Genomic DNA, 22,457 nt, shown 5'->3' on the forward strand with positions numbered 1-22,457 from the left:
TTACCTGAGGGTCAAGAGATGCGACCGGGATGTCGGCCGGCGTTCGGCCTCGTTCGTGACCTTCGGTCTTGACCTCAAGATTGCTTGAGGTTCTAACCTCATCGACATGAGCATGGAGACCACAGCCTGGACGCAGCTGCACAGCGTCATGAATGCACAGGACGGCGGCCCGAAAGGCCGCCCCTTCGCCCGCGCGACCCTTCGCAGGATCGCCGTCTTCGCCCGGCCGCACCGGCGCCGCATCGCCCAGTTCGTGTTCCTGAGCATCCTGACCGCACTGCTCGCCGTGGCGACCCCGATGCTCGCGGGCACCGTCGTCAACGCGATCGTGAGCGGTCACGACGAGGGCCACGTCATCCGCCTCGCCCTCCTCATCGCGGTCATCGCGATCGCCGAGGCGGGCATCGGGCTGCTGGCCCGCTGGCTCTCGGCGAACCTCGGCGAGAGCCTCATCCTCGACCTGCGGACGGCCGTCTTCGACCACGTACAGCGCATGCCCGTCGCCTTCTTCACCAGGACCCGCACGGGAGCCCTGGTCAGCCGCCTCAACAACGACGTGATCGGCGCGCAGCGCGCCTTCAGCAACACGCTGTCGGGCGTCGTCGGAAACGTGGTCACGCTCATCCTGACCCTGGCCGTCATGCTGACGCTGTCCTGGCAGATCACGCTGCTCGCCCTCGTCCTCCTGCCGGTCTTCGTGCTTCCCGCCCGCCGCATGGGCTCCCGCATGGCCCGCCTCCAGCGCGAGGCCGCCGCGCACAACGCGGCCATGGGGACGCGGATGACCGAGCGGTTCTCCGCGCCGGGCGCCACCCTCATCAAGCTGTTCGGGCGCCCCGGCGACGAGTCGGCCGAGTTCGCGGAACGCGCGCGCCGGGTGCGCGACATCGGCGTCCGCACCGCCATGGCGCAGTCGGCGTTCGTCACGGCGCTGACCCTCGTCTCCGCGCTCGCACTCGCCCTGGTCTACGGACTCGGCGGCTGGTTCGCGCTGACCGGCACCCTGAAGGCGGGCGCGGTCGTCTCCCTGGCGCTGCTCCTGACCCGCCTGTACGCGCCACTCACCTCGCTCGCCGGCGCCCGCGTCGAGGTCATGAGCGCCCTCGTCAGCTTCGAGCGGGTCTTCGAGGTGCTCGACCTCAAGCCGCTCATCGACGAGAAGCCCGACGCCCGCGCGATCCCGGACGGCCCCGTCGCCGTCGAGTTCGACGACGTCCGCTTCGCCTACCCGTCCGCCGACAAGGTGTCGCTGGCGTCGCTCGAAGAGGTCGCCACCCTCGACACACGCGGCGGCGCCGAGGTGCTGCACGGAGTCTCCTTCCGCGCCGAACCCGGCCAGACGGTGGCGCTCGTCGGCTCGTCCGGAGCCGGCAAGTCGACCATCGCGTCACTGCTGCCGCGGCTCTACGACACCGATGGCGGGGCCGTCCGCATCGGCGGCCTCGACGTGCGCGACGCCAGTGCCGTCTCGCTGCGCGCCACGCTCGGCATGGTCACGCAGGACGGACACCTCTTCCACGACAGCATCCGCGCGAACCTGCTGCTCGCCCGCCCCGAAGCGAGCGAGAGCGACCTGTGGGACGTCCTGACCCGCGCCCGCCTCGACGCGCTCGTCCGCGACCTGCCGGACGGCCTCGACACGGTCGTCGGCGAACGCGGCTACCGCCTCTCCGGCGGGGAGCGGCAGCGCATGACCATCGCCCGGCTGCTCCTCGCCCGCCAGCGCGTCGTCATCCTCGACGAGGCCACCGCGCACCTCGACAACACCTCGGAGGCGGCCGTGCAGGAGGCTCTCGCCGAGGCGCTGGAGGGGCGTACGGCGGTCGTCATCGCCCACCGCCTGTCGACGATCCGGTCCGCGGACCAGATCCTCGTGGTGGAGGACGGGCGGGTCGTGGAGCGGGGCACGCACGAGGAGTTGGTGGAGAGCGGCGGCCGGTACGAGGAGCTGTACCGGACGCAGTTCGGCGGAGCGGAGGTCGCGGAGGCGGCGTGACCGGGCGCCGTGGTTGCGGTCTCGGGGCTCTGCCCCGGGCCCCGCTGCTCAATCGCCGCAGGGGCTTGATCTGCCCACCCGTCACAGGGGCGTGGAGTTCCCAATACGTCCGCACAGCAGGCCAGTTGGCAACTCCCGCCCAGCGTGACCGCGGGTTACCCTGATCGCATGCTGGTGGGCCGTACAGCGGAATGCGCGCGCCTCGCGGACCTCGTCGACGGGGCGCGCACCGGGCACAGCGCCGCCCTGGTCGTCCGTGGCGAGGCGGGCATCGGGAAGACCAGCCTGCTCGGCTACGCCGAGACCGTCGCCCGCGACCTCACACGGCTGCGCACACAGGGCATCGAGGCGGAGAGCGAACTGCCGTACGTGGGGCTCGCGGACCTGTTCCGGCCGGTCACCGACCACCTCGACCGCATCCCCGAACGGCAGGCGGCCGCCCTCACCGGCGCGCTCGCCCTCGGCCCGGCCGTCGCGCAGGACCGGTTCGCGGTCGCCGCGGGGACGCTCAGCCTGCTGGGCGCGATCAGCGAGTCCGGGCCGGTCCTCGTCGTCGTCGACGATGCCCAGTGGCTCGACCCGTACTCCCTGGACGCCCTTGCCTTCGCGACCCGCCGTCTGGGCCGCGAAGGCGTCGTCGCCCTGTTCGCCACCCGCGACACCGACGAGACGGCCTCCCGTCTCGCGCCCGTGGACTCCCTCAGCCTCCGGGGCCTCGACGCCGGGGCGGCGCGCGAACTCGTCGCCGAGGAGGCCGCGCAGCCGCTGCCTCCGCACGACGTCCAGTGGCTGCTGTCCGAGGCCCGCGGCAACCCCCTCGCCCTCGTCGAACTTCCCGCCCTCATCGCCCACGGCGGCCACCGCCCCGACAGCGGCGCCCCGTTGCCCATCGGCGACATCCTCGCCCGCACCTTCCACAGCGCCATCACGCGGCTCCCCGACGCCACCCGGGACGCCATGCTGCTGCTCGCGGTCCTCGGCCCCCGCCCCCTCGCCGGCACCGAACGGGTCCTGCGCGCACACCAGTTGACGTACGCGGACCTCGAACCGGCCGAACGGGCCGGCCTGATGACGGTCGAGGAAGGCGCGTACATCTTCCGCCACCCGCTCGTCCGCTCCGGCGTCTACCACGGCGCGAGCGCCGTCCGCCGCTGGCGCGCCCACCGCACCGTCGCGCTCGCCCTCCGGGGCGCCCGCGCCCCCGCCGCGCTGGAACGCTACGCCTGGCACCTGTCCGAATCGGGCGCCGACCCGGACGAAGAGGTCGCCGCCGCGCTCGCGAAGGCGGCCTCGGGCGGCCCCGGCAGCCTCACCTTCCCGCTCGCCGCCCGCCTGTACGCCCACGCCGCCCGCTTCACCCCCGACGACGAGGGCAAGGCGCGCCGCCTGCTCGCCGCCGCCCGCGCCGCCCAGGCCGCCGGTTCCCTCGACGAGGCGGCCGACCTCCTGGACCGCGCCCTCGACCACGCCGCCCACGAACGCACCCGCCTGGACCTGCGCCAACTGCGCTGCTACGTCGACATCCAACGCGGACGCCCGGCCCGCGCGCGCGAACAGCTGCGCTCCGCCGTCGACGAGGCCCGCCGCGTCGACCCCGCGCTCGCCGCCGTCATGCTCGGCGGCATCACCCTCACCGAACTCGCCATCGGCGACCTCACGGCGGCCCGCGCCACGTCCGCCGAGTCGATGCAGCTCGCGAACGCCTTCGGCGACGCGGCGGCGGCCCTGCCCGTACGCCTCCTGCACGCGCTGGTCGAACTCCTCGGCGGCGACGCGGCGGAAGGCCGCGCCCTGCTCCACGACCTCGAAAAGCCCCTGGCCGTACCGGACCTGTCCTTCCCCTATCCGGTCCCGGGCGTCGGCGGCCTGTGCTACCTCGCGACGGAAGAACTCGACCAGGGCTACGCGCTCCTCGACCGCGCCGTGCACGCGGCCCGCTCCTCCAGCACGGTCGGCCTCCTCGCCCACCTCCTCGGCACGCTCTCCGTCGTCGAGTTCTGGCGCGGCGAGTGGAACGCCTCGCTCGCCCACGCAGACGAATCCGTCCGGCTCGGCGAGGACACCGGCCGCGTCATCGAGGTGTGCCGCGCTCTGGCGGCCCAGGCCCGCACGGAAGCGGTCCTGGGCAGGGAGGCGGACTGCCGCGACCACGAGGCGCAGTGCCGCTCCCTGGCCGCGGCCGCCGAACTCCCCATGGACGCGGCACGCGCGCGTGGCGCCCTCGGCCTCCTCGAACTCGGCCTCGGCCACTACGAAGAGGCGGCAGCCCATCTGGAAGTAGTACGCGCCTTCTCCCTCGCCAACGGCCGCGGCGACGGCCTCTATCTCTCCTGGGCCGCCGACCTCGCCGAGGCCTACGTCCATCTGCACCGCACCGACGAGGCGTACGAGGTGCTGCGCGTCCTTGAACACGAGGCGGGCCGCGGCAGGCGCCCCATCACCGCGGCGGCGGCCGCCCGCTGCCGCGGCATGCTCGAACCGGCCTACGCCGAGCGGCACATGGACCGCGCCCTCGCCGAACTGGCCGACATTCAGGCCCCGTTCGAGCGGGGACGCACCGACTTCGCGTGCGGAGAACTCCTGCGCCGCCTGGGCCGCCGCAGCGAGGCCCGCCGCCGGCTTCAGCGCGCCCTCGCCACTTTCGAACGCCTCGGTGCGGCGGGCTGGGCGGGCCGCGCCGCCGCCGAACTCCACGCGGCGGGCGGCGACCGCGTCGACTCGGGCCCCACCCCGCTGGACGCCCTGACCCCTCAGGAGCTCCGCGTGGCCCTGGCCGTCGGCCGCGGCGTCACCAACCATCAGGCGGCGGAACAGCTCTTCCTCAGCGTCAAGACGGTCGAGTTCCACCTGGGCAACATCTACCGCAAGCTGGACGGGGTGCACCGGCGGGCCCAACTCGTGCGCCTGCTCAGCGAGTCGGCGCACGTCTGACCCGCCGTGAAGGTGCGGCAAGACAGTGGGGGTGCCCACATCGGGCACCCCCAGTCCCCCGTATCCCCCGTGGGTTCCCCGTTGTTCCCCCGTCGGTTCCCCCGTGACGAAAGCCCCCGTGTGCTTTCGTGTCTCCACGATGGACCCGGCCGGGCCCCTGGGCCACGGGGAAAACCCTGGGATCGGGCGCCAGGGGAGTACGCCAGGTGATGCAGTCGGCGCCGCCGCGCGGGCTCCGGCCGCCTGCGACGCCTCTGACCGGCTGTGATGTGTCGATTACTCGTTCGCGCGCTTGCGTCGTCGGGGACAATGGGCGGCGATGATCGAAGAACGACCACCGCACGCCGCCGCGGAGGACTACTCACCCTTCGCGCACCTCACCGTGCCGAACGCCGCCCTGTACCGCGCGGTCATGCGCACCTTCCTCGAGGCGAAGGAGCGCTTCGCCGTGCACCTGCGGCCCGAGGATGTGCACGGGATGCTGCCGGTCGAGCAGCGCCCCGCCGACGTCGAGCAGGTCGGCTTGGCGCTCGATGCCCTGGTGCGGTGGGGGAACCTGCGGGCCGACCCCGACACGGCGCGCGTCACTGCCGTCGAGGACTTCTACCGCAAGCGGTTCATCTATCAACTGACGCGGGCGGGCGAGGCCGCGGAGGAGGCGCTGCGGGCGTACGACGACGCGCTCGGGCGGCGCGGTGCGCTGCAGGCCGTCGCCCTGGAGGACATCATCACGCAGCTGCGTGCCCTGCTCGTCCTCGCCTCGGACGTGGAGGCGGGGGCGGGCGATCCGGCGAAGGTGCACCTGACGCTGGGGGCCCTCACCCATCGGTTCGCGGAGCTGGCCGACAATGCCCGCGCGTTCATGGGGTCCCTGCAGAGCACCATCGACCTGCACGGCGTCGAGGTCGAGGTGTTCCTCGCCTACAAGGACCGGCTCATCGAATACCTCCAGCGGTTCGTCCAGGACCTGATCACGCTCGGCGGACGTATCGCCCAGCTCATCGGGGAGCTGGAGGGACGCGTCGAACCGCTGCTACGGATAGCAGCGGCGCGCGAGGCCGGGGACGCGGCGCCGGAGGAGGCGGACCGGGCCGAGAAGCTGGCCCATGAACGATGGAGCGGGCGCTGGGGCGGTCTGGCCGCCTGGTTCGTCTCCGGGGCCGGACGGGAGTCCCAGGCGCGCCTCCTGCGCGGCCGGGCGCTCGGCGCCATCCCCCAACTCTTGGCTGTAGTGCGATCGTTGAACGACCGACGGGCCGGGCGCTCGGACCGGTCGGCGGACTTCCGTACGCTCGCCCGCTGGTTCGCCGAGGCTCCCGACGACGCGGCCCGGCACCAGCTGTGGCGCACCGCCTTCGGCCTCTACCCCGCCCGGCACCTCTCCGTGGACGCGGAGACGGAGCGCGAGCGGGGCACTCGGCCGGTTGGCGCCGCGACCCCCTGGGCACAGGCGCCACCTCTGCGCATCAGCCCTCAGCTACGTCGCACCGGAAGCTACGAGCGGCGGGGCAAGGCTCGAAGGGTCGAGGACCGCTCGGACGCCCGACGCCACCTCGCGGCGCTCGCAGCGAAGCAGTCCGCGCAGACCGCCGTCGCGCGCGCCCGGCTCGCCACCCACGGGGAGATACGCCTTTCCCGGCTTGGTGAACTCGATCCGCTCGCCTTCGGCCTGTTCCTGCAATTGCTCGGTGATGCCCTTGCCACCTGGCGGCCCGGGATGACGCGGACCGTCGCGACCAGTAACGACGGAGCCATGGAGATCCGGCTCACCGCCCTGCCCGGCGACTCGGGCCAGGCCGAGATCCGGATGCCGGACGGGATCTTCCGGGGGCCCGACCATCTCGTGGAGATCGTCGACCTGACGGCGGGCCACGCGGACGTCGCTGCGGAAGACGCCGCCTTGGACGGAGTCGCCGAATGACCACGCCGACCACCGAAGTCCTCGACGGGCAGCGCGCCGCCGACTTCCAGCGGGCCGCGCGGGCGCTGCTCAAGGAGCCGCTGTTGCTCGCCACCGGCCCGTACGCGGACGAGTTCCGGCTGGTGCGAGCGCACGCCGACGACCTGCGGGACTGGTTCGACCGCAACACCGGCTGGACACTGCGGGTCGACGCGCAGGCCGCCCGCCTGCGCAAGACCCCCGGCACCCGCCACGATGCCACCCACCCCGCGCGCGAGCCGAACACGGCGGCCCGCCCCTTCACACGGCGCCGCTACGTCCTGCTGTGCCTCGCCCTCGCGGCCCTGGAGCGCGGCGAGGCGCAGATCGCACTCGGCCGGCTCGCGGACCACATCGTCCTCGACGCCGCCGACCCTCAACTCGCGGCCACCGGAATCGAGTTCACCCTGGACCGGCGCGACGAACGCCTCGACCTTGCCGCTGTCGTGCGTCTCTTGCTGCGCCTGGGCGTGCTGCGCCGGGTCGCCGGGGACGAGGACGCGTACGTCAACGGCGCGGGCGACGTCCTCTACGACGTCGAGCGCCGCGTGCTAGCCGGACTGCTCGCCACGCGGGTCGGCCCCTCGCTCGTCGACGCCGCCACCTTCGAGGATCGTCTCGTCGCACTGGCAGCCGAAACAGCCCTCGACAGCGACGACCTTCGCTTCCGAGCCATCCGCCACACCCTCACCCGACGTCTGCTCGACGACCCCGTCCTCTACTACGACGAACTCACCGACGCGGAACTCTCGTACCTGACCCGTCAGCGCTCCTTCCTGACCGCCCGGATCACCGAACTGACGGGACTCGTCGCCGAGGTGCGAGCCGAGGGCATAGCGATGGTCGACCCGAAGGACGAGCTCACCGATCTCCGCATGCCCGAGCAGGGCACCCACGGACACATCACCCTGCTCCTTGCCGAACACCTCGCTGCCCGGGCCGAACCCGTCACCCTGACCGCACTGCACGCACGCGTACGCGAACTCGCCGCGGAGCACGGCAGCTTCTGGTCCAAGACTGCGAAGGAGCCGGGGGCCGAACCCGAGCTCGTCGAGCGAGCCGTCACCCGGCTCGAAGCCCTGGGCCTGGTCGCACGTGACGGCGCCACCGTGCGGGCGCGGCCCGCGCTGGCCCGCTACGCCGTCGGCGAGACCGTCGTACTCGACACCCGGACCACCCGCACCGCCACACCCCGGAAGGGCACGTGACCATGACCGCCCCTGCCGACCTGCCCACCACACAGCCCCTCAAGGCGCTTCCCGAACCGGCGCCGGGCCGCTGGAAGCCACTGCGGATCGGGCTCGTCGACCTCTTCTACTACGACGACGAGGAGTTCTGGTTCCGTGACGGTCAGCTCCTGCTGCGCGGCAACAACGGAACAGGAAAGTCCAAGGTCCTCGCACTGACACTGCCGTTCCTCCTCGACGGCGACCTCTCCGCGCGGCGCGTCGAGCCGGACGGTGACCCGCACAAGCGCATGGAGTGGAACCTGCTGCTCGGCGGCGAGCACCCGCACTCCGAACGTCTCGGCTACACCTGGATCGAGTTCGGGCGCCGCGACGAGGCCACGGGTGAGGACCACTTCCGTACTCTCGTATGCGGCCTGAAAGCCGTGGCGGGGCGGGGCATCGCCCGCCACTGGTTCGCCGTCACCGACCAGCGGATCGGGCGGGACCTCAGCCTCCTCGACGCCACCCGCACGGCACTCTCCCGCGACCGGCTCGCCGAGGCCGTCGCCGGGCACGGCATGGTCCACGACACCGCGAGGGCATACCGCCGGGCCGTGGACGAGGCTCTGTTCGGGCTAGGGGAACAGCGCTACACCGCCCTCGTCGACCTGCTCGTCCAACTCCGCCAGCCACAGCTGTCCAAACGCCCCAACGAGGCGGCCCTGTCACGGGCCTTGACCGAAGCGCTCCCGCCGATGGACCAGGCCGTGGTCGCGGACGTCGCCGAGGCGTTCCGCTCCCTCGACGAGGAGAAGGAGGAATTGCGCGCCGCCGGTGAGGCACAGCGCGCCGCGACCGCGTTCCTCGATCACTACCGCCGCTACGCCCGTGTCGTCTCCCGCCGCCGCGCCCGGCTCCCGCGTGAGGAACACGTACGGTACGAGACCCTCCATCGGGACCTGAACCGGCACCAGGGCGAGAAGTCCACCGCGGAAGCGGACCGGGACACGGCCGCCGAGCGGCTCGCCGGGCTGGCCGAGACCTCCGCCCGACTCACCGCGCAGGACACGGCCCTGCGCGAGGGCCCGGAAATGCGGGACGCGCGCGCACTGGAACAGGCGGCCGCCGATGCCCAGCGCACAGCGGGCCTCGCCGCCCAGGCGGCGGGCGACCGCGACGAGGCCGCCAACCTCCACCAGCGTGCCCTCGTACGAGAGAACGAAGCCGCCGGGCGGCTGCGGGCCGTCGAAGAACGCGTGACCGAGACGCTGTCGCGCGCCGCGGACACGGCCCGAGCGGCCCGTATCACCGCCGAGATCCGGGTTGACGGCGACCCGGTCGCGGTGCTGCGCAGGGCCGCAGAGGCGGAAACGGAGCGGAGACAGCGCACCGTCGCGTACATCGACGAACTCGCCACACGCGTCGAGAACGCGTCGGCGGAGCGGCTCGCCGCGGCCCGCCGCGCCGACGACGCCGAAGAAGAGGCCACGCACACCGCCGAGCGCCGCGCCGAGGCGGACCGCGCCGCCGAGACCGCCGGACGGGGACTTGTCGACGCGGTACGTGAACACCTGGCCCGATGCACGGAGTTGACGGTCGGCGACCAGGCCGGGGCCCTCGACCGCTTGCAGGACTGGACCGGTCACCTGGACGGCCCGTCCCCCGCCCGGACCGCCGTGAGCGCCGCCCACCGCGAGCGCGCCGCCGAACTCGCCGACGCGGCGGCCGACCACGCGCAACAGAGGGACTCCCTGCGCTTGACGGAAGCGGAACTGCATCGCGAGCGCGCCCAGTTGGAGGCGGGAGGTCAGCGCGGCCCGGCCGCGCCGTACACGCGCGGCGACGGCGCGCGGGACGGGCGAGAGGGCGCGCCGCTTTGGCGGCTCGTGGACTTCCGCGACGACAGCGGGATCGCCCCGGCACTCGCAGCCGAAGCCCGAGCCGGACTCGAAGCCGCCCTCGAGGCTTCGGGACTGCTGGACGCCTGGGTGCTGCCCGACGGCAGCGCCGTCACCACCGTCGACACCGAGGACGTTCTGGTACGTGCCTCGTTCCCGCTTGCCGGACCGACACTCGCCGACGTGCTGCGGCCCGCCGTCGACCATGGCGACGCGGGCGCGACCACCGTGTCCGAAGCAGCCGTCGACCGGCTCCTGCGTTCCGTAGCGCTGGGCGCGAGGGCCGTCGCCGATTCCCCCGAGAACACCGGCGCCCACACCGTGGTGAGCACCGACGGCCGGTTTCGGGTGGGCGCGCTCACCGGCCGCTGGACCAAGCCGGCCGCCGAATACGTGGGGGAGGGGGCCCGCGAGACGGCCCGCCGTGCACGCCTCGCGGTCGTCCTCGCCGAACTGGAGGACACAAGTGGGAAGTTGAGCCGCGTCGAGGAAGCCGCCCGACACGTCGCAGCCCGCCGCCGTACCCTGGACGCCGAACTCGCCGCGCTGCCCGACGACGCTCCCTTGCGCCAGGCATACGCCCTCGCCGCCGCGGCCGCCGAGGCAGCCCAGCGGGCCGTGGCACGCCACGCCGAGCAGGCCGAGAGACTGGCCCGTGCCACCGAAGAGGCCGAGGCGGCGGCGCGCGAACTCGAAGACACGGCGGCCGACGTGGGGCTCCCCGCGGACCGTGCGGGACTCGCCGCTGTCCGGCAGGGGCTCACCGACCACGCCCTCGTCCTCGCGGCCCTGTGGCCGGCCCTGAACGAACGCGCCGAGGGCGCGAGCACGCTGGCACGGGAACAGACCGAGACGGAAGAGGCGGCCGGACGCGTCGAGTCGTTCGCCGCGCGCGCCGAAGAAGCGGCGCACCTGGCGGCCGCTGCTGACGAACGCCACACCACCCTGCGCGCCACGGTCGGCGCGGCCGTCGCCGATCTGCAGCGCCGCCTCGCCGAGACTGCGGCTGCACTGCGCACCTGCGCGCACGACGAGCGGGCGGCGCGGGACGCGCACACCGCCGCACAGCGCCTGGCAGACAAGGCAGAGGGGCGCATCGAGCAACTCCAGGAGGACATCACGGCGGCCACGGCGCAGCGCGCCGACGCCATCGCCGCGTTCCAGCGGTTCGTCGGCACCGGCCTGCTCACCGTCGCACTGCCCGAACTCGACATCCCGGACCGGGACAGCGGCCCCTGGGCGCCGACTCCGGCGATCGCACTCGCCCGTGCCGTCGAGCAGGAGCTGACCTCCGTCGACAGCTCGGACGGAGCCTGGGAACGCGTGCAGAAGCGCCTGAACGAGGAGTACAAGGCGCTTCAGGACGCCCTCTCCCGGCACGGCCACTCCGCTTCCGCCCGCATGATCGAGGACGGAATGGTCGTTGACATCGTCTACCAGGGCCGCGAACGGGCCGTGCCGGATCTCGCCGAGGCGCTCACCTCCGAGGTGGCCGAACTCCAGCGCATTCTGTCCGCGCACGAGCGCGAGATCCTGGAGACGCACCTGCTCACCGAAGTCGCCGGGACACTCCAGGAGATGATCGGCGCGGCCGAGCGGCAGGCGGCGGCGATGAACGCCGAACTCGAGCACCGGCCCACATCCACCGGAATGCGTCTGCGCCTGGTGTGGCGCCCCTCCCGCAAGGCTCCGGCCGGGCTCGCCAGGGCTCGCATGTGTCTGCGTCAGTCCGCCGACGCGTGGTCGACCGAGGATCGTGCCGTTGTGGGGGAGTTCCTCCAGGCACAGATCGCGGCTCAACAGGAGAGCGACAGCGCGGGCAGCTGGCTGGAGCACCTGACCGAGGCGCTCGACTACCGCGCCTGGCACGAGTTCGGCGTCGAGCGTCACCAGCACGGCAAGTGGGTGCCCGCGACCGGCCCCGCCTCCGGCGGCGAGCGTGTCCTGGCCGTGTCGGTGCCGCTGTTCGCCGCGGCCTCCTCGCACTACCGGACGGCCGCCAACGCGCATGCGCCGCGCCTGGTCACGCTCGACGAGGCGTTCGCGGGCGTCGACGACGACTCGCGCGCCAAGTGCCTCGGCCTGCTGCACGCCTTCGACCTGGACGTGGTGATGACCAGCGAGCGCGAGTGGGCGTGCTACCCGCAGGTGCCGGGGATCGCCATCGCACAGCTCTCCAGGATCGACGAGATCGCCGCGGTGCTGGTCAGCCGGTGGGAGTGGGATGGGGCGCGAAGGGACAAGGGGCCGGAGCCGGGCCCGTCGTTCACGCCCTTCGTACCCGCTCCCCGCAGCGTGTCGGCAGGGACCGAGGCGTCGGAGCCCGGCAGTGGCCCCGGCGACACAGTCGACGAGGAAGTGGCCCAGGAGTCCCTGTGGGATTGAGTGAGCAGCCCGGACGCCGGCCGGGCAGGGAATCGGAACCGACGCCCTCGACACAGCTCGACGTCACCGCGGCGGCGCCTCCCGTCGACGACGCCCGCCTGCGGCGTCTGCTCGGCGATCCCGACCTGGCCTGGCTGCTGGACCGCGCCAGACGACGCCTCGAACGGGACGAGCCCCTCACGGGGAGCGTCAGTCTGACATCTCCCACGCCCGCTCAACAGGCGGCAGCGGAACGGCTCATGGGGCGGGCGCCGCGCGTCGGCGGGCGCAGCCTCAGCGTCCGCCTCGACGCTGTCGACGGCCTCCTGCGGCGCTCCGGCGTCAGCCCGGACGGCCTCGCCCCGGCCGTCGTCGCGCTCACCGGCACTGTCACTCCGCTCGCAGAGGCCCGGATGCGCGAGGAGCGGGCCTGGCGGTGGGCGCTCGCACCGCTGGACGGATTGGCGGGCACACCGGGAGCCGCCTCGCAACTCTGCGCCTGGGTAGGGCAGTTGTCCGCCTCAGGACTCGTGCGGCGGTTGTCGGGCGACCCGCAGTCGGCGCGCGGACTGGCGGCCGACGCGGTGGAGGCGCTGCGCCACCTGCCCGCCGACCCGCCCGTTTCCCTGCCGGCCTACGCGGCCCGCGTACTCGGCTCCGCCCACGCACTCGACGACGGGACACCGCTGTCGACCCTCGTCCTGTCCGGGATCCGCGCGCTGACCAAATTCCCCGATGGCAGCGGCTCTCGATGGCGACGCGAGGCGTGGGCGTCCGCCGGACTGCTGCGCGACGACCTTTCCTCCACCGTCCTGACTCTCAATCTGCGCGGGACCCCGGCCCTGGACTGGCTCGCCGACGCCGGAGAACCCGCCATCTTGACGCTTCGGCAACTGGTGCGTGGTCAGCGAGTCGAGGCGTCGGGTCCGGTGTACATCTGCGAGAACCCCACCGTCCTGTCCGCGGCGGCGGAGGCCTACGGACCGTCCTGTCCGCCCCTGGTATGTCTGCAGGGGCAGCCGTCGACGGCCGCGCTCACCCTGCTGGCGGGGATGCGCACAGTGTCCCCGGGGCCCTCCGTCGAGTTCCGCTACCACGGGGACTTCGACTGGGGTGGCCTCCGGATCGCTGCGACTCTCGCTCGGCACATCACGTGGCGCCCCTGGCGCTACGTCGCCGCGGACTACCGGCGTGCCGCCGCCCGACTGACAGGAGCGGAGCCCTTGGTCGGCAGCCCCGCCGCCGCGCCCTGGGATCCGGAACTGGCAGTTGCGCTCGAAGAGTTGGGCGTGCGGGTCGAGGAGGAGGCCGTGCTGGACGACCTGCTGGCCGACCTGGCGCCGGGGCGGGCGGCGCCGTAACGCTCGGCGAGGGCTCACACCCCTTCCGAGAGCGGCTGCAGCACCGCCTCACTCAACGCCCGCGTCCGCAAGTCCGTGACCTCCTGGTACTCGGGGTCGGCGACCATGCGGGCGAAGGCCTCGCGGCTGGGGTAGCGCACGAGCAGGACCGCGTCCCAGGCCTGTCCGTCGTCGGCGACCAAGGGGTTGCCGCCCGTGCCGGAGTAGACGACCTCGCCGCCGTAGCGTGGCAGGAATGTGTCCTCCACGCGCTGGGCGTATTCCTGGTAGAGGGCGCGGCCGTCCGGCGCGAAGCGCAGCAGGTTGAGCATCACGACCGGCCCGCCCGGATCCTCGGCCAGCAGTCGCTTCAGATCGGTACCCTTCGGATCGACCGCCACGATCAACTCCTCTTCCTGTTCGGCTTCGTGTCCAGTTGCAGTTCTCATCGACGTCGTCGGCCCGAGAACCCTGCATGGTGAGAGCCCTAGAGGGCAACCGCCCCCGCGTCGTACCCGTAGATCCACCCACTGCCCACCAATGGATCCGCGTCCCCGAGCGCCGCGTCCCGTGCCCGTTGTTCCGGGCCGTCCGGGAGGTGGTTGGCCTCGGCGCGGGCGTGGCTCACCTGTTGGAGGCGGGTGGTGCGCGGGATGCGTTCCGTCTCGTAGCGGGCGAGGGCGACGGCCGGGGTGTCCGGGGTGGTGGCGAGGCAGCGGGCCAGGACCGCCGCGTCCTCCAGCGCCTGCGCCGCCCCCTGGCCGTAGAACGGGAACATGGGATGCGCGGCGTCGCCGAGGAGTGTCATGCGGTCGCGGGTCCACGAGGGCAGGGGCGGGCGGTCGTAGAGGGCCCAACGTCCGGGGATCGAGCCGGACTTGATGAGTGCGGTCACCCGGTTATCCCAGTCGGCGAACTCCGCGTGGAACTCCTCGACCGTGGCCTTCGCGCTCCACGACTCCTCCGCCTCGTCCGTCGCCGGGGCGAACGCGACCACGTTCACGCCCGCGCCGCCGGAGATCGGATAGTGCACGAAGTGGTGGCCGGGGCCGAGCCACAGTGTCTGCGCGCGGCGCAGGGCGAAGGCGGGGGCCGCGGCGGCGGGGACCACGGTGCGGAACGCGCACAGGCCCGAGAAGCGGGGGCGCTGCGGCTCGGCGACCGTCTCGCGGACGAGGGAGTGCATGCCGTCCGCGCCGATCACCAGGTCGGCGTCGGTGCGGGTGCCGTCGGCGAAGGTCAGCCGCACCCCGTCGGCGTGCGGCTCGACGGCCGTGCAGCGCGCCCCGAGCCGCACCGCCCCGTCCGGGACCGCCGACCGGAGGGCGTCGAGCAGGTGGGCGCGGTGGGCGGTGTAGGTGCGTTCGCCGTAGAGGCGCTCGCACACCCCGTCGAGGCGTTCCGCGGACAGTACTGTGCCGTCCTGCCAGCGGCGGAACTCCCAGCCCCAGTCCAGGGGTACGGCCCGGCGCAGCGCGGATTCCGCCACGCCCAGCGCGCGCAGCGGCCGCACCGCGTTGGGTGCGAGCACCAGGCCCGCGCCGACCTCGGTGAGCGCGGACGCCTGCTCGTGGACGGTCACGGCCAGGCCCGCGCGGTGGAGGAAGGCCGCGGCCGCCATGCCGCCGATCCCGCCGCCCACGATCGCGATCCGCGGCCCGGTCTGCTGCCTGTCGCGCACTGATTCCTCCTGGGTCCTCGCTGTGTACGTCCTTGTTCCCGGCGCCGCGGCACCGCCGACGTGTTGCTGGGTGCGGCTGCGGCTACGGCTACGTTCCGGCCGCCTCCGCCGGATCGTCCCGGGCTGTCCCTTTGAACATCGCCGCGAGTACCGCACCCAGCACCGCCGGCACCACGAACGCGTAGAAGCCGGCCTTGGGCCAGGTGAACAGGACGGTCACCGCGCCGACGTAGCTCGGGCCCACGATCGCCCCGATGCGGCCGACGCCGAGGCTGAACCCCAGTCCGGTGCCGCGCAGTTGGGCCGGGTAGTAGTGGGCGACCGCGATGTTGACCAGGTTCTGCGTGCCCAGCGCGCCGAGCCCCGCGACCGCGCACGCGAGCAGCAGCACGGGGCGCGGCTGCGGGGTGCTCAGCGTGATCATCGCGAGTGCGGCGAGGACGAAGCTCGTCACCGTGGCGGCCTTGAGGAAGCCGCGGTCGGCGAACAGGACCGCCGCCAGTGTGCCGACGACCGCGCCGACGTTGAACGCGATGGAGAACTCCAGGGACGAGCCGAGGTCGTAGCCGCTGTTGACCATGAGCGTCGGCAGCCAGGTGCCCGCGCCGTAGACGAGTACCAGGCCGGTGAAGGTGGCCGCCCAGAAGAGGAGGGTGGCTCTGCGGTGCCGTGCGACCAGGATTTCGCCCAGGCGGTTGGCGGAGGTGGCCGATTCCGCGGTCCCGCGCGTCGCCGTGGGGAGCGCCGCCGGGACGAGGCGCCACACCACAGGAATGAGGATCAGCGGGAAGACGCCGAAGAGGAACAGGGTGTGGAAGTCCCATGCGGGCAGCAGTGCGCGGCCCAGGACGCCCGTGATGATGCCGCCGAAGGCGAGTCCGGTCAGGGCGGTGCCGACCTGGAGATTGCGGCGTGCCGGCGTGGCCGATTCGCTCACGTACGCGGTGACGAGCGGGATGAGCGCGCCCAGGCCGATGCCGGTGGCGAAGCGGGTCGCGGCGAAGAAGCCGAGGGTGCCGGCGACCGAGCTGAGGAGCATCCAGAGGGAGAGCCACGACAGGCCGATCATCATCGGGAGGCGTCGGCCGTAGAGGTCTCCTGCCCAGCCCGCGGCCACCGATCCGATGGGCATGCCGAGCGCGGTGAGGCTGCCCAGGAAGCCCAGTGTCGACTTGGTGACGTCCCAGCCGGGATGGTTGAGAAGAGCGGGGCCGACGGCGCCGAGGATGAACAGGTCGTAGCCCTCGATGCACAGCATGGCCAGGCCGAGTGCCGTGGCCGTGCGCGCCCCGGTGGTGCGTGCGCCGGACGTGTTCGCTCCCGCCTTCACGGCGGGCATGCCGAGCCTGGCCCTCATCGTGCGCCCTCCTTGGTTACCGGTGACGCCCCTGTTGCCACTGTCGCACCCAGCTGCGGCCGTAGTCATTGCCGTGCGGCGTACGCAGCACGGTGTGGACGTGGAACGGCTTGGGGGAGTCGTAGTCGAGGAACACCCCGCAGTGGTGGTCGAGTTCGGCGACGACCACGGGGGACTGGATGCGGTAGTAGAAGACGTCGTCGGGTTCGTGGCTCCCGATCCAGCAGAACCACGTCTCGTCGAGGTGCGAGCGGATCTCCCGCATCCGGGCGGCGCGGGGCCCCGCGGGCAGCGCCTTGTGGAACTCCTCCACTGCTGCCCACGTCAACTCCCTTGCCGTGTGTGACATGTCGCGCACACGCACGCCTTCGAAGGGGATGACGCGGTTGTCCTGGAAGGCGCCGGCGAGGTGCCGCTCGTCACCGGGGTGCACGCGGCCCTCGGGCATCTCCGGGTCGACCATCCGCTCGAACACCGTTACCTTCGCGCGCAGTTCGGGAGTGAGCGCGTCCATGATCCGCCTGCCGAGGGCGATACGTTCGGTGAACGCGGTCGTCCCGGCGTGCGGACCGGCGTCGATCTGGTTGGGCTCCGCCCCGAGGAAGAGCGGGCCGATTGTTGAACGACCTTGCACCACAAGGCAGTTGACCGCGCAGTGGTGGCCGAACAGCTGCCAGCCCCACGGGGCGTGCTCGTCGGGTGTGCCGTACAGGGCGATGTTGTAGCTGAACTCGTTGAGGATGTTCTCGAGGCCCACGACGTCGCCGAGGAAACCGTTGATCCGCATCATCGTGCGGACCTCCTCGTACCCCTCCGCGCTGAGCGATGCCCGGACGAGGCCGAGCGCCGCACGGCGCACCTCGGGCGGCTGGAACTCGAGCCGCAGGCCCGTGTCGAACTGGAGGAACTCCGGGTTGGCCCACGTCTGCCACTCCACGGCGTCCACGGGGTGGCGGATCCGGTCCCGGCCCGCGTCGTCCAGGCGGCCGAGCAACTCCCGTGCCGCGGCGACCATTTCGGCGACGGGTGCCCTCTCGCCCCGCTCGGCCGGTTCGAGGGGGTACAGGCCCTCGCGCAGTGAACCGTCCTCGGTGACGCCCCGGAAGTCGTTCTTGTAGAGAGGCCGCCAGCCCCGGATCAGTTCGCCCGTGAACGTGCCCTCGGCCTGCGCGAACTCCCGATAGGCGTACGGATCAAGGCCCTTGAGCCCCCCGATACGGGGGTGGCCCGGAGGGAAGAGGTAGCGGCGGAACTCGGCGGACGGCATCAGGCGTCCCTCCCGGCCGGGGCCTGCGCAGTCGTGTTGTGCCGGGCCACGGCCGCGCGCACGGCCGACTCGTCGCCCGCGGCGATCGCCTCGACGAGGTTCTCGTGCGCCCGGCACCGCTCGTCCCGGTAGTGCCGCGACGCCTCCGTGTCCTCGTCGAGCCGGGAGGAGGCCGAGGAGTTGAGGTGGCCGAGCGTTCCGGTGTAGACGGCGGCGGCCATCCGGTTGGGGCAGATCGCCGCGATCCGCTCGTGCAGCGCCCAGTTGGCCCGCATGAAGCCGTCCCAGTCCGGCGCCTCGCGCAGCCCGCCCAGGAGCGCGCGCAGCTCGGCGACATCCGCGTCCGTACGGCAGCGGGCCGCGCCGATGTTCACCAACACCTCCAGATGGTCCCGGAGTTCGATGGCGTCGGCGACCGTCTCCGGCTCGTCCCGTACGTCGAGCAGCGTGTGACGCAGCCGTACGACCGGGCCCCGGTCGGCGACGAAGAGGCCACCGCCCCGGCCGGGCCGGATGTGCAGCACCCCGCGGTCCCGCAGGATCCGCACCGCCTCGCTGACCGTCGAATACGCGTAACCCGTCTCCTCCCGCAGGGAGTCGAGGGTGCCCACCGGGTCCCCGGCCGCCAGACCCAGTGCGCGGATCCGGGCGTCGAGGTCGGCGGCGAGCTGCTCGGCGCGCGTACGGCGGGGTGCGGCGCCCAGGCCGCCGATGACCGCTTGTCGGGTCGCTGGTTCGTCAGGCATAGTCGCCATCGAAACACAAACCTCCGAACCTTTAAAGGGATAGGAGGTTCTCTCCGTACGGCAACGGCTGGGAGCAGTGCATGCGCATAGTGGGTATCCGGCGGCCGGGCAAGGTCATCGGCACGGGCACGTACGCGGGCACGGACGTCGCCCAACTCTCCGACGACGGGCGGGAGGTCACGGTTCTGGCTCCGCTGGAGGACTTCTGGCGCGACCCGTCCGGACACCTCGCCGCGGACGCCGCGGGGCCGACGCTCGCCGCCCCGACCGTGACGTTCGTGCCGCCGGTGCGGCCCGACGCCCGTGTCATCTGCATCGGGCTCAACTACCTGAAGCACGCGGCGGAGGGCACCTTCCGCGACCAGGAACTGCCCGAGTTCCCCACGCTGTTCGCGCGGTGGACGCGGTCGCTCACCGTCGACGGCGCCGAGGTGCCGGTCCCGACCGGCGAGGACGGCCTGGACTGGGAGGGCGAGGTCGTCGCGTGGGTCGGGGCGCCGCTCGTGGACGCCACGCCCGAGGAGGCGCTGGCCGCGGTCGTCGGCTACTCCACGTTCAACGACCTCACCGCGCGCCGCGCCCAGAAACTCACCTCGCAGTGGATCCTCGGCAAGAATGCCGACCGTTCCGGGCCGCTCGGCCCCATGGTCCCGGCCGCCGAAGTCGGCGACCTGCGCGCCGGGTTGCGCGTCGTGACCCGGGTGAACGGCGAGATCGTCCAGGACGCCGGCACCGACGAGATGGTGTACGGGGTGGGCGACACGCTCGCCCACATCTCCCGCACGTTCACCCTCCGCCCCGGCGACCTGCTGGCCACCGGCACCCCCTCCGGCGTCGGCTACGCGCGCACGCCCCCGTGGCTGCTGCACCCCGGTGACGTCGTGGAGGTGGAGGTGGAGCGCCTCGGGCGGCTGCGCAACACGATCGTCAGGCGTTCCCCTGAAGGGCCTTGAACTGGTCGAACCACACGTTGCGGCCCAGGGCGCCGTCCTTGCCCGGCCGCACGGTCCGGTTGGCGTACAGCGGGTTGAGGATCCACGGCGTCTTCTTGCCGTCCCATCCCGAGGCCATCGACTCGATCTGGAGGCCCCCGTAGGTCGCCACCGCCAGTTTCCCGGTGTCGCGGAATGCCTTCATCTGCTCGGTGAGGTAGTTCCTGCTGTGGTCGAACCACTGCGTCAGGGAGACGAAGTCGTCCCACTTCTGCTGCGGGAACGGCTGCTTGATGGCGTCCCCGATCACCTGCCAGACCTGCCGCCCCGGGTCCACGTGGTAGCGCTTGGCGAACGCCGGGGACACCGGGTCGTGCATGTGACCCGCCCAGAACTGCACCAGGGAGAACTCCGTGGCGAGGAACTTCTGGTCCGGACGCAGCGACGGCATCACGTAGTTGATGAACTTGGCGGCGTTCTGCAGCGACGTGACGTGCGGGTGGATGTCGACGCCGGCCAGCTCGGGTGTCTTGTTGACGAAGCGCAGCCACCGCTCGGTCGCGGGCGTGCGGCCCTGAGGGCTGTCGAGGTTGTTGAGCGCGCCCATGTAGAGGCTCGTGCCGGAGTTCGCGCCGCCGTGCCGCTCGCGGTACTCGATGACGTGGCGGGCCAGCGTCTCGTAGAACACGTTCAGCGTCTTGTCACGCTCCTCCTTCAGCGTCTCCAGGAACGGCTCGTTGCCGATCGTGAGGATGTCGACCTTGCCGATGACGGCGGCCAGGACCCGGTCCACGAGTGCCAGCAGGTCCTTCAGTTCGGTGCTGCCCGGCGCGGGGAGCGGGCCCTTCGTGGGGCCCAGCGCATAGGGGAACTTGAGCGAGAGGATCGTCTTGCGGCCGTCACCGTGCGCGCTCAGGAGCGCCTTGACGGCGCGCTGCCGCGTGACGTCCCCGCCGAGATCGCCCGGCGTCATCGGGACGAAGCCGCGCACCCACGTGGCGGAGAGCGCCCGCAGTTGGGCCGCGCCGAGACCCGCGGGGTCCTCGTTGAAGTTCACGCCGAGCGCGCCGTCGGGCGCGCCACCGGGAGCCCCGCCCTCGGCCGCCGCGGCCTTGCCCTCGACCGATGCCGACGTCGAAGGCGCGGTCTTCGAGGCGGACGAGCCGGACGAACCCGACGACGTGGTGTCGGACGACGGTGAGCACGCCGCGGTGAGGAGGGTGGCGCCGGTGGCGCCCAGGAGCATGCGGCGAGAGGTGGTGTGGCGAGTCACTGCTGTCCAATCCGTGGGGGGATCGCTGTCCACTGCACCGACACCGTAGGCACGGTCGTGCGCGCAGCTGTTGCCCTGTGACAGCCCCGCGACATCATCCGGACAACGTCAAAACCCCGGTCACACAAATTTCAACAGATGTGACCGGGGCCGTACGGAGCTCGCGTCTCAGGCGCGGGCCTCCACCGCCGGGGCCGAACCCGGCAGCGGCCGTCCCGCGGACTCCGCCGCGAAATAGGCGGCGACGGCGCCGATCGCGCCCGCCGCCATCAGGTAGTAGCCCGGCACGTTGACGTCGCCGGTGGCCTCCACCAGAAGGGCGTTGACGACGGCGGTCGTGCCGCCGAACAGCGAGACCGAGATGTTGAACGCGATCGACAGACCCCCGTAACGGATGTCCGTCGGGAACAGCGCCGGGAGCGTGGAGGGGATGGTGCTGTTGAAGCAGAGCAGCATCAGCGACATCAGCACCAGGCCGAGGAAGACCGACATCAGGGTGTTCTGCTGGATGAGCAGCACGGAGGGAACGCCGAGCACGATCAGCATGCCGCAGCCGAAGAACAGCACCGGCTTGCGCCCGATCCGGTCCGACAGCCGGCCCACGAAGGTGATCAGGACCATGCCGACGGCGAGCACCCCGATCTCCAGGAGCTGCGCCCACGTGGGGCTCACCGACGGGGCGAACTTGTCGATGTACTCCAGCATGTACGTCGTGAGCATGTAGTTCGTGACGTTGAAGACGAGGACCAGGCCCATGCAGATCAGCATCGGACGCCAGTGGTCGGTGAAGACGCGGCGGATCTCCTTGAGGGTCTGATTGCCCTCACGGCCCTGCTGCTCGGCCACGGCGGCCTTGAACGCGGGGGTGTCCTCCAGCTTCAGGCGCAGGTAGAGCCCGATGATGCCGATCGGCCCGGAGATCAGGAACGGGATGCGCCAGCCCCAGGACAGCAGGTCCTCGTGGGACATGACGCCCGGCAGCTGGATGACCAGGCCGGCGACGCCGCCGAGGAGATAACCGGTCAGCGTGCCGAACTCCAGCCAGCTGCCGAGGAATCCGCGCTTCTTGTCGGGGGCGTACTCGGCGATGAACGTCATCGCGCCGCCGTACTCGCCGCCGGTCGAGAAGCCCTGCACGAGGCGGGCGAGCAGCATCAGCAGCGGGGCGGCGGGACCCCATGTCTCGTAGCCGGGGATGAACGCGATCACGAACGTGCCGGCGGCCATCATGATGACCGTGATCGACAGCACCTTGGTGCGGCCGATGCGGTCGCCGAGCGGGCCGAAGAACATGCCGCCGATGGGGCGCACCAGGAAGGCGACCGCGAACAGGCCGAGGGTTCCGATCGTGCCGACGGCCTGGCTCGCGCCGGTGAAGAACACCGCGGTGAGCACCGGGGTCAGATTGGCGAAGACGCCGAAGTCGAACCACTCGGTGATGTTCCCGATGGCCGCGGCGCCCACGGCCCTCCGGGTCACCTTCGGGTCGGTCACCAATGTCTCGCCGGCCGGGCCGCCCTTGGTATCGGGAAGCTCGGAAACGGTGTGCGCGGCTGGCACGTAC

General features: G+C 72.1%; 14 protein-coding genes. 7 read left to right on the top strand and 7 right to left on the bottom strand.

The annotated features are described in order from the left end of the window. The first annotated feature begins 112 nt into the window (after positions 1-112). The 6 genes from ACP4E5_RS41600 (at position 113) to ACP4E5_RS41625 (ending at position 13,658) form a co-directional block, all read left to right on the top strand. On the top strand, positions 113-1,996 hold the full coding sequence (locus ACP4E5_RS41600) for an ABC transporter ATP-binding protein (RefSeq protein WP_425842061.1): 1,884 nt from the start codon (positions 113-115) through the stop codon (positions 1,994-1,996). 168 nt (positions 1,997-2,164) lie between these two features. Beyond that, positions 2,165-4,927 (top strand): helix-turn-helix transcriptional regulator, encoded by a 2,763-nt coding sequence (locus ACP4E5_RS41605; RefSeq protein WP_425838962.1) that lies wholly within the window; start codon positions 2,165-2,167, stop codon positions 4,925-4,927. A 319-nt stretch (positions 4,928-5,246) separates the two neighbouring features. After that, positions 5,247-6,848, top strand: coding sequence for a TIGR02677 family protein (locus ACP4E5_RS41610; RefSeq protein ID WP_425838964.1), 1,602 nt, complete (start codon positions 5,247-5,249; stop codon positions 6,846-6,848). Then, positions 6,845-8,074 (top strand): TIGR02678 family protein, encoded by a 1,230-nt coding sequence (locus ACP4E5_RS41615; protein WP_425838966.1) that lies wholly within the window; start codon positions 6,845-6,847, stop codon positions 8,072-8,074. The genes ACP4E5_RS41610 and ACP4E5_RS41615 overlap by 4 nt, the downstream gene beginning before the upstream one ends. 2 nt (positions 8,075-8,076) lie before the next feature. Beyond that, the gene (locus tag ACP4E5_RS41620) at positions 8,077-12,318 is read left to right on the top strand and encodes a TIGR02680 family protein (protein WP_425838969.1); all 4,242 of its coding nucleotides are present in this window, start codon (positions 8,077-8,079) and stop codon (positions 12,316-12,318) included. After that, positions 12,309-13,658 carry a TIGR02679 family protein gene (locus ACP4E5_RS41625; protein WP_425838972.1) on the top strand — a complete coding sequence of 450 codons (1,350 nt, stop codon included), beginning with the start codon at positions 12,309-12,311 and terminating at the stop codon, positions 13,656-13,658. Before ACP4E5_RS41620 ends, ACP4E5_RS41625 begins: the two co-directional genes overlap by 10 nt. Positions 13,659-13,672: 14 nt before the next feature. On the opposite strand, the gene ACP4E5_RS41630 is transcribed toward ACP4E5_RS41625, so the two are convergent. The 5 genes from ACP4E5_RS41630 to ACP4E5_RS41650 all read right to left on the bottom strand — a co-directional run bounded on the left by ACP4E5_RS41630 (position 13,673) and on the right by ACP4E5_RS41650 (position 18,688). Beyond that, positions 13,673-14,038, bottom strand: coding sequence for a DUF1330 domain-containing protein (locus ACP4E5_RS41630; RefSeq protein ID WP_425838974.1), 366 nt, complete (start codon positions 14,036-14,038; stop codon positions 13,673-13,675). A gap of 86 nt (positions 14,039-14,124) precedes the next feature. Beyond that, a complete protein-coding gene (locus ACP4E5_RS41635) occupies positions 14,125-15,318 on the bottom strand; it encodes an FAD-dependent monooxygenase (RefSeq protein WP_425838977.1) in 1,194 nt (397 codons plus the stop codon). An 88-nt stretch (positions 15,319-15,406) separates the two neighbouring features. Continuing rightward, the gene (locus tag ACP4E5_RS41640; RefSeq protein WP_425838979.1) at positions 15,407-16,675 is read right to left on the bottom strand and encodes an MFS transporter; all 1,269 of its coding nucleotides are present in this window, start codon (positions 16,673-16,675) and stop codon (positions 15,407-15,409) included. Between the two features lie 16 nt (positions 16,676-16,691). Next, a complete protein-coding gene (locus tag ACP4E5_RS41645) occupies positions 16,692-17,942 on the bottom strand; it encodes a DUF3500 domain-containing protein (protein ID WP_425838982.1) in 1,251 nt (416 codons plus the stop codon). Continuing rightward, a complete protein-coding gene (locus ACP4E5_RS41650; protein WP_425838985.1) occupies positions 17,942-18,688 on the bottom strand; it encodes a FadR/GntR family transcriptional regulator in 747 nt (248 codons plus the stop codon). Before ACP4E5_RS41650 ends, ACP4E5_RS41645 begins: the two co-directional genes overlap by 1 nt. Before the next feature lie 80 nt (positions 18,689-18,768). Between ACP4E5_RS41650 and ACP4E5_RS41655 the strand changes: the two genes are divergently transcribed. After that, the gene (locus tag ACP4E5_RS41655) at positions 18,769-19,641 is read left to right on the top strand and encodes a fumarylacetoacetate hydrolase family protein (RefSeq protein ID WP_425838987.1); all 873 of its coding nucleotides are present in this window, start codon (positions 18,769-18,771) and stop codon (positions 19,639-19,641) included. On the opposite strand, the gene ACP4E5_RS41660 is transcribed toward ACP4E5_RS41655, so the two are convergent. Beyond that, complete coding sequence (locus ACP4E5_RS41660; RefSeq protein ID WP_425838990.1) at positions 19,616-20,893, bottom strand: hypothetical protein; 1,278 nt, start codon at positions 20,891-20,893, stop codon at positions 19,616-19,618. The two genes, ACP4E5_RS41655 and ACP4E5_RS41660, sit on opposite strands and share 26 nt — an antisense overlap. A gap of 168 nt (positions 20,894-21,061) precedes the next feature. Beyond that, positions 21,062-22,453, bottom strand: coding sequence for an MFS transporter (locus ACP4E5_RS41665; protein WP_425838993.1), 1,392 nt, complete (start codon positions 22,451-22,453; stop codon positions 21,062-21,064). Positions 22,454-22,457 lie beyond the last annotated feature (4 nt).

Source organism: Streptomyces fractus (genome assembly GCF_049844455.1).
GTDB lineage: Bacteria > Actinomycetota > Actinomycetes > Streptomycetales > Streptomycetaceae > Streptomyces > Streptomyces fractus.

What these genes read in the sequence shown, in the direction of transcription:
- ACP4E5_RS41600 (WP_425842061.1), top strand. Translation starts at nt 113, where the DNA reads ATGGAGACCACAGCCTGGACGCAGCTGCACAGCGTCATGAATGCACAG.
- ACP4E5_RS41605 (WP_425838962.1), top strand. Translation starts at nt 2,165, where the DNA reads ATGCTGGTGGGCCGTACAGCGGAATGCGCGCGCCTCGCGGACCTCGTC.
- ACP4E5_RS41610 (WP_425838964.1), top strand. Translation starts at nt 5,247, where the DNA reads ATGATCGAAGAACGACCACCGCACGCCGCCGCGGAGGACTACTCACCC.
- ACP4E5_RS41615 (WP_425838966.1), top strand. Translation starts at nt 6,845, where the DNA reads ATGACCACGCCGACCACCGAAGTCCTCGACGGGCAGCGCGCCGCCGAC.
- ACP4E5_RS41620 (WP_425838969.1), top strand. Translation starts at nt 8,077, where the DNA reads ATGACCGCCCCTGCCGACCTGCCCACCACACAGCCCCTCAAGGCGCTT.
- ACP4E5_RS41640 (WP_425838979.1), bottom strand. Translation starts at nt 16,675, where the DNA reads ATGAGGGCCAGGCTCGGCATGCCCGCCGTGAAGGCGGGAGCGAACACG.
- ACP4E5_RS41645 (WP_425838982.1), bottom strand. Translation starts at nt 17,942, where the DNA reads ATGCCGTCCGCCGAGTTCCGCCGCTACCTCTTCCCTCCGGGCCACCCC.
- ACP4E5_RS41650 (WP_425838985.1), bottom strand. Translation starts at nt 18,688, where the DNA reads ATGCCTGACGAACCAGCGACCCGACAAGCGGTCATCGGCGGCCTGGGC.
- ACP4E5_RS41655 (WP_425838987.1), top strand. Translation starts at nt 18,769, where the DNA reads ATGCGCATAGTGGGTATCCGGCGGCCGGGCAAGGTCATCGGCACGGGC.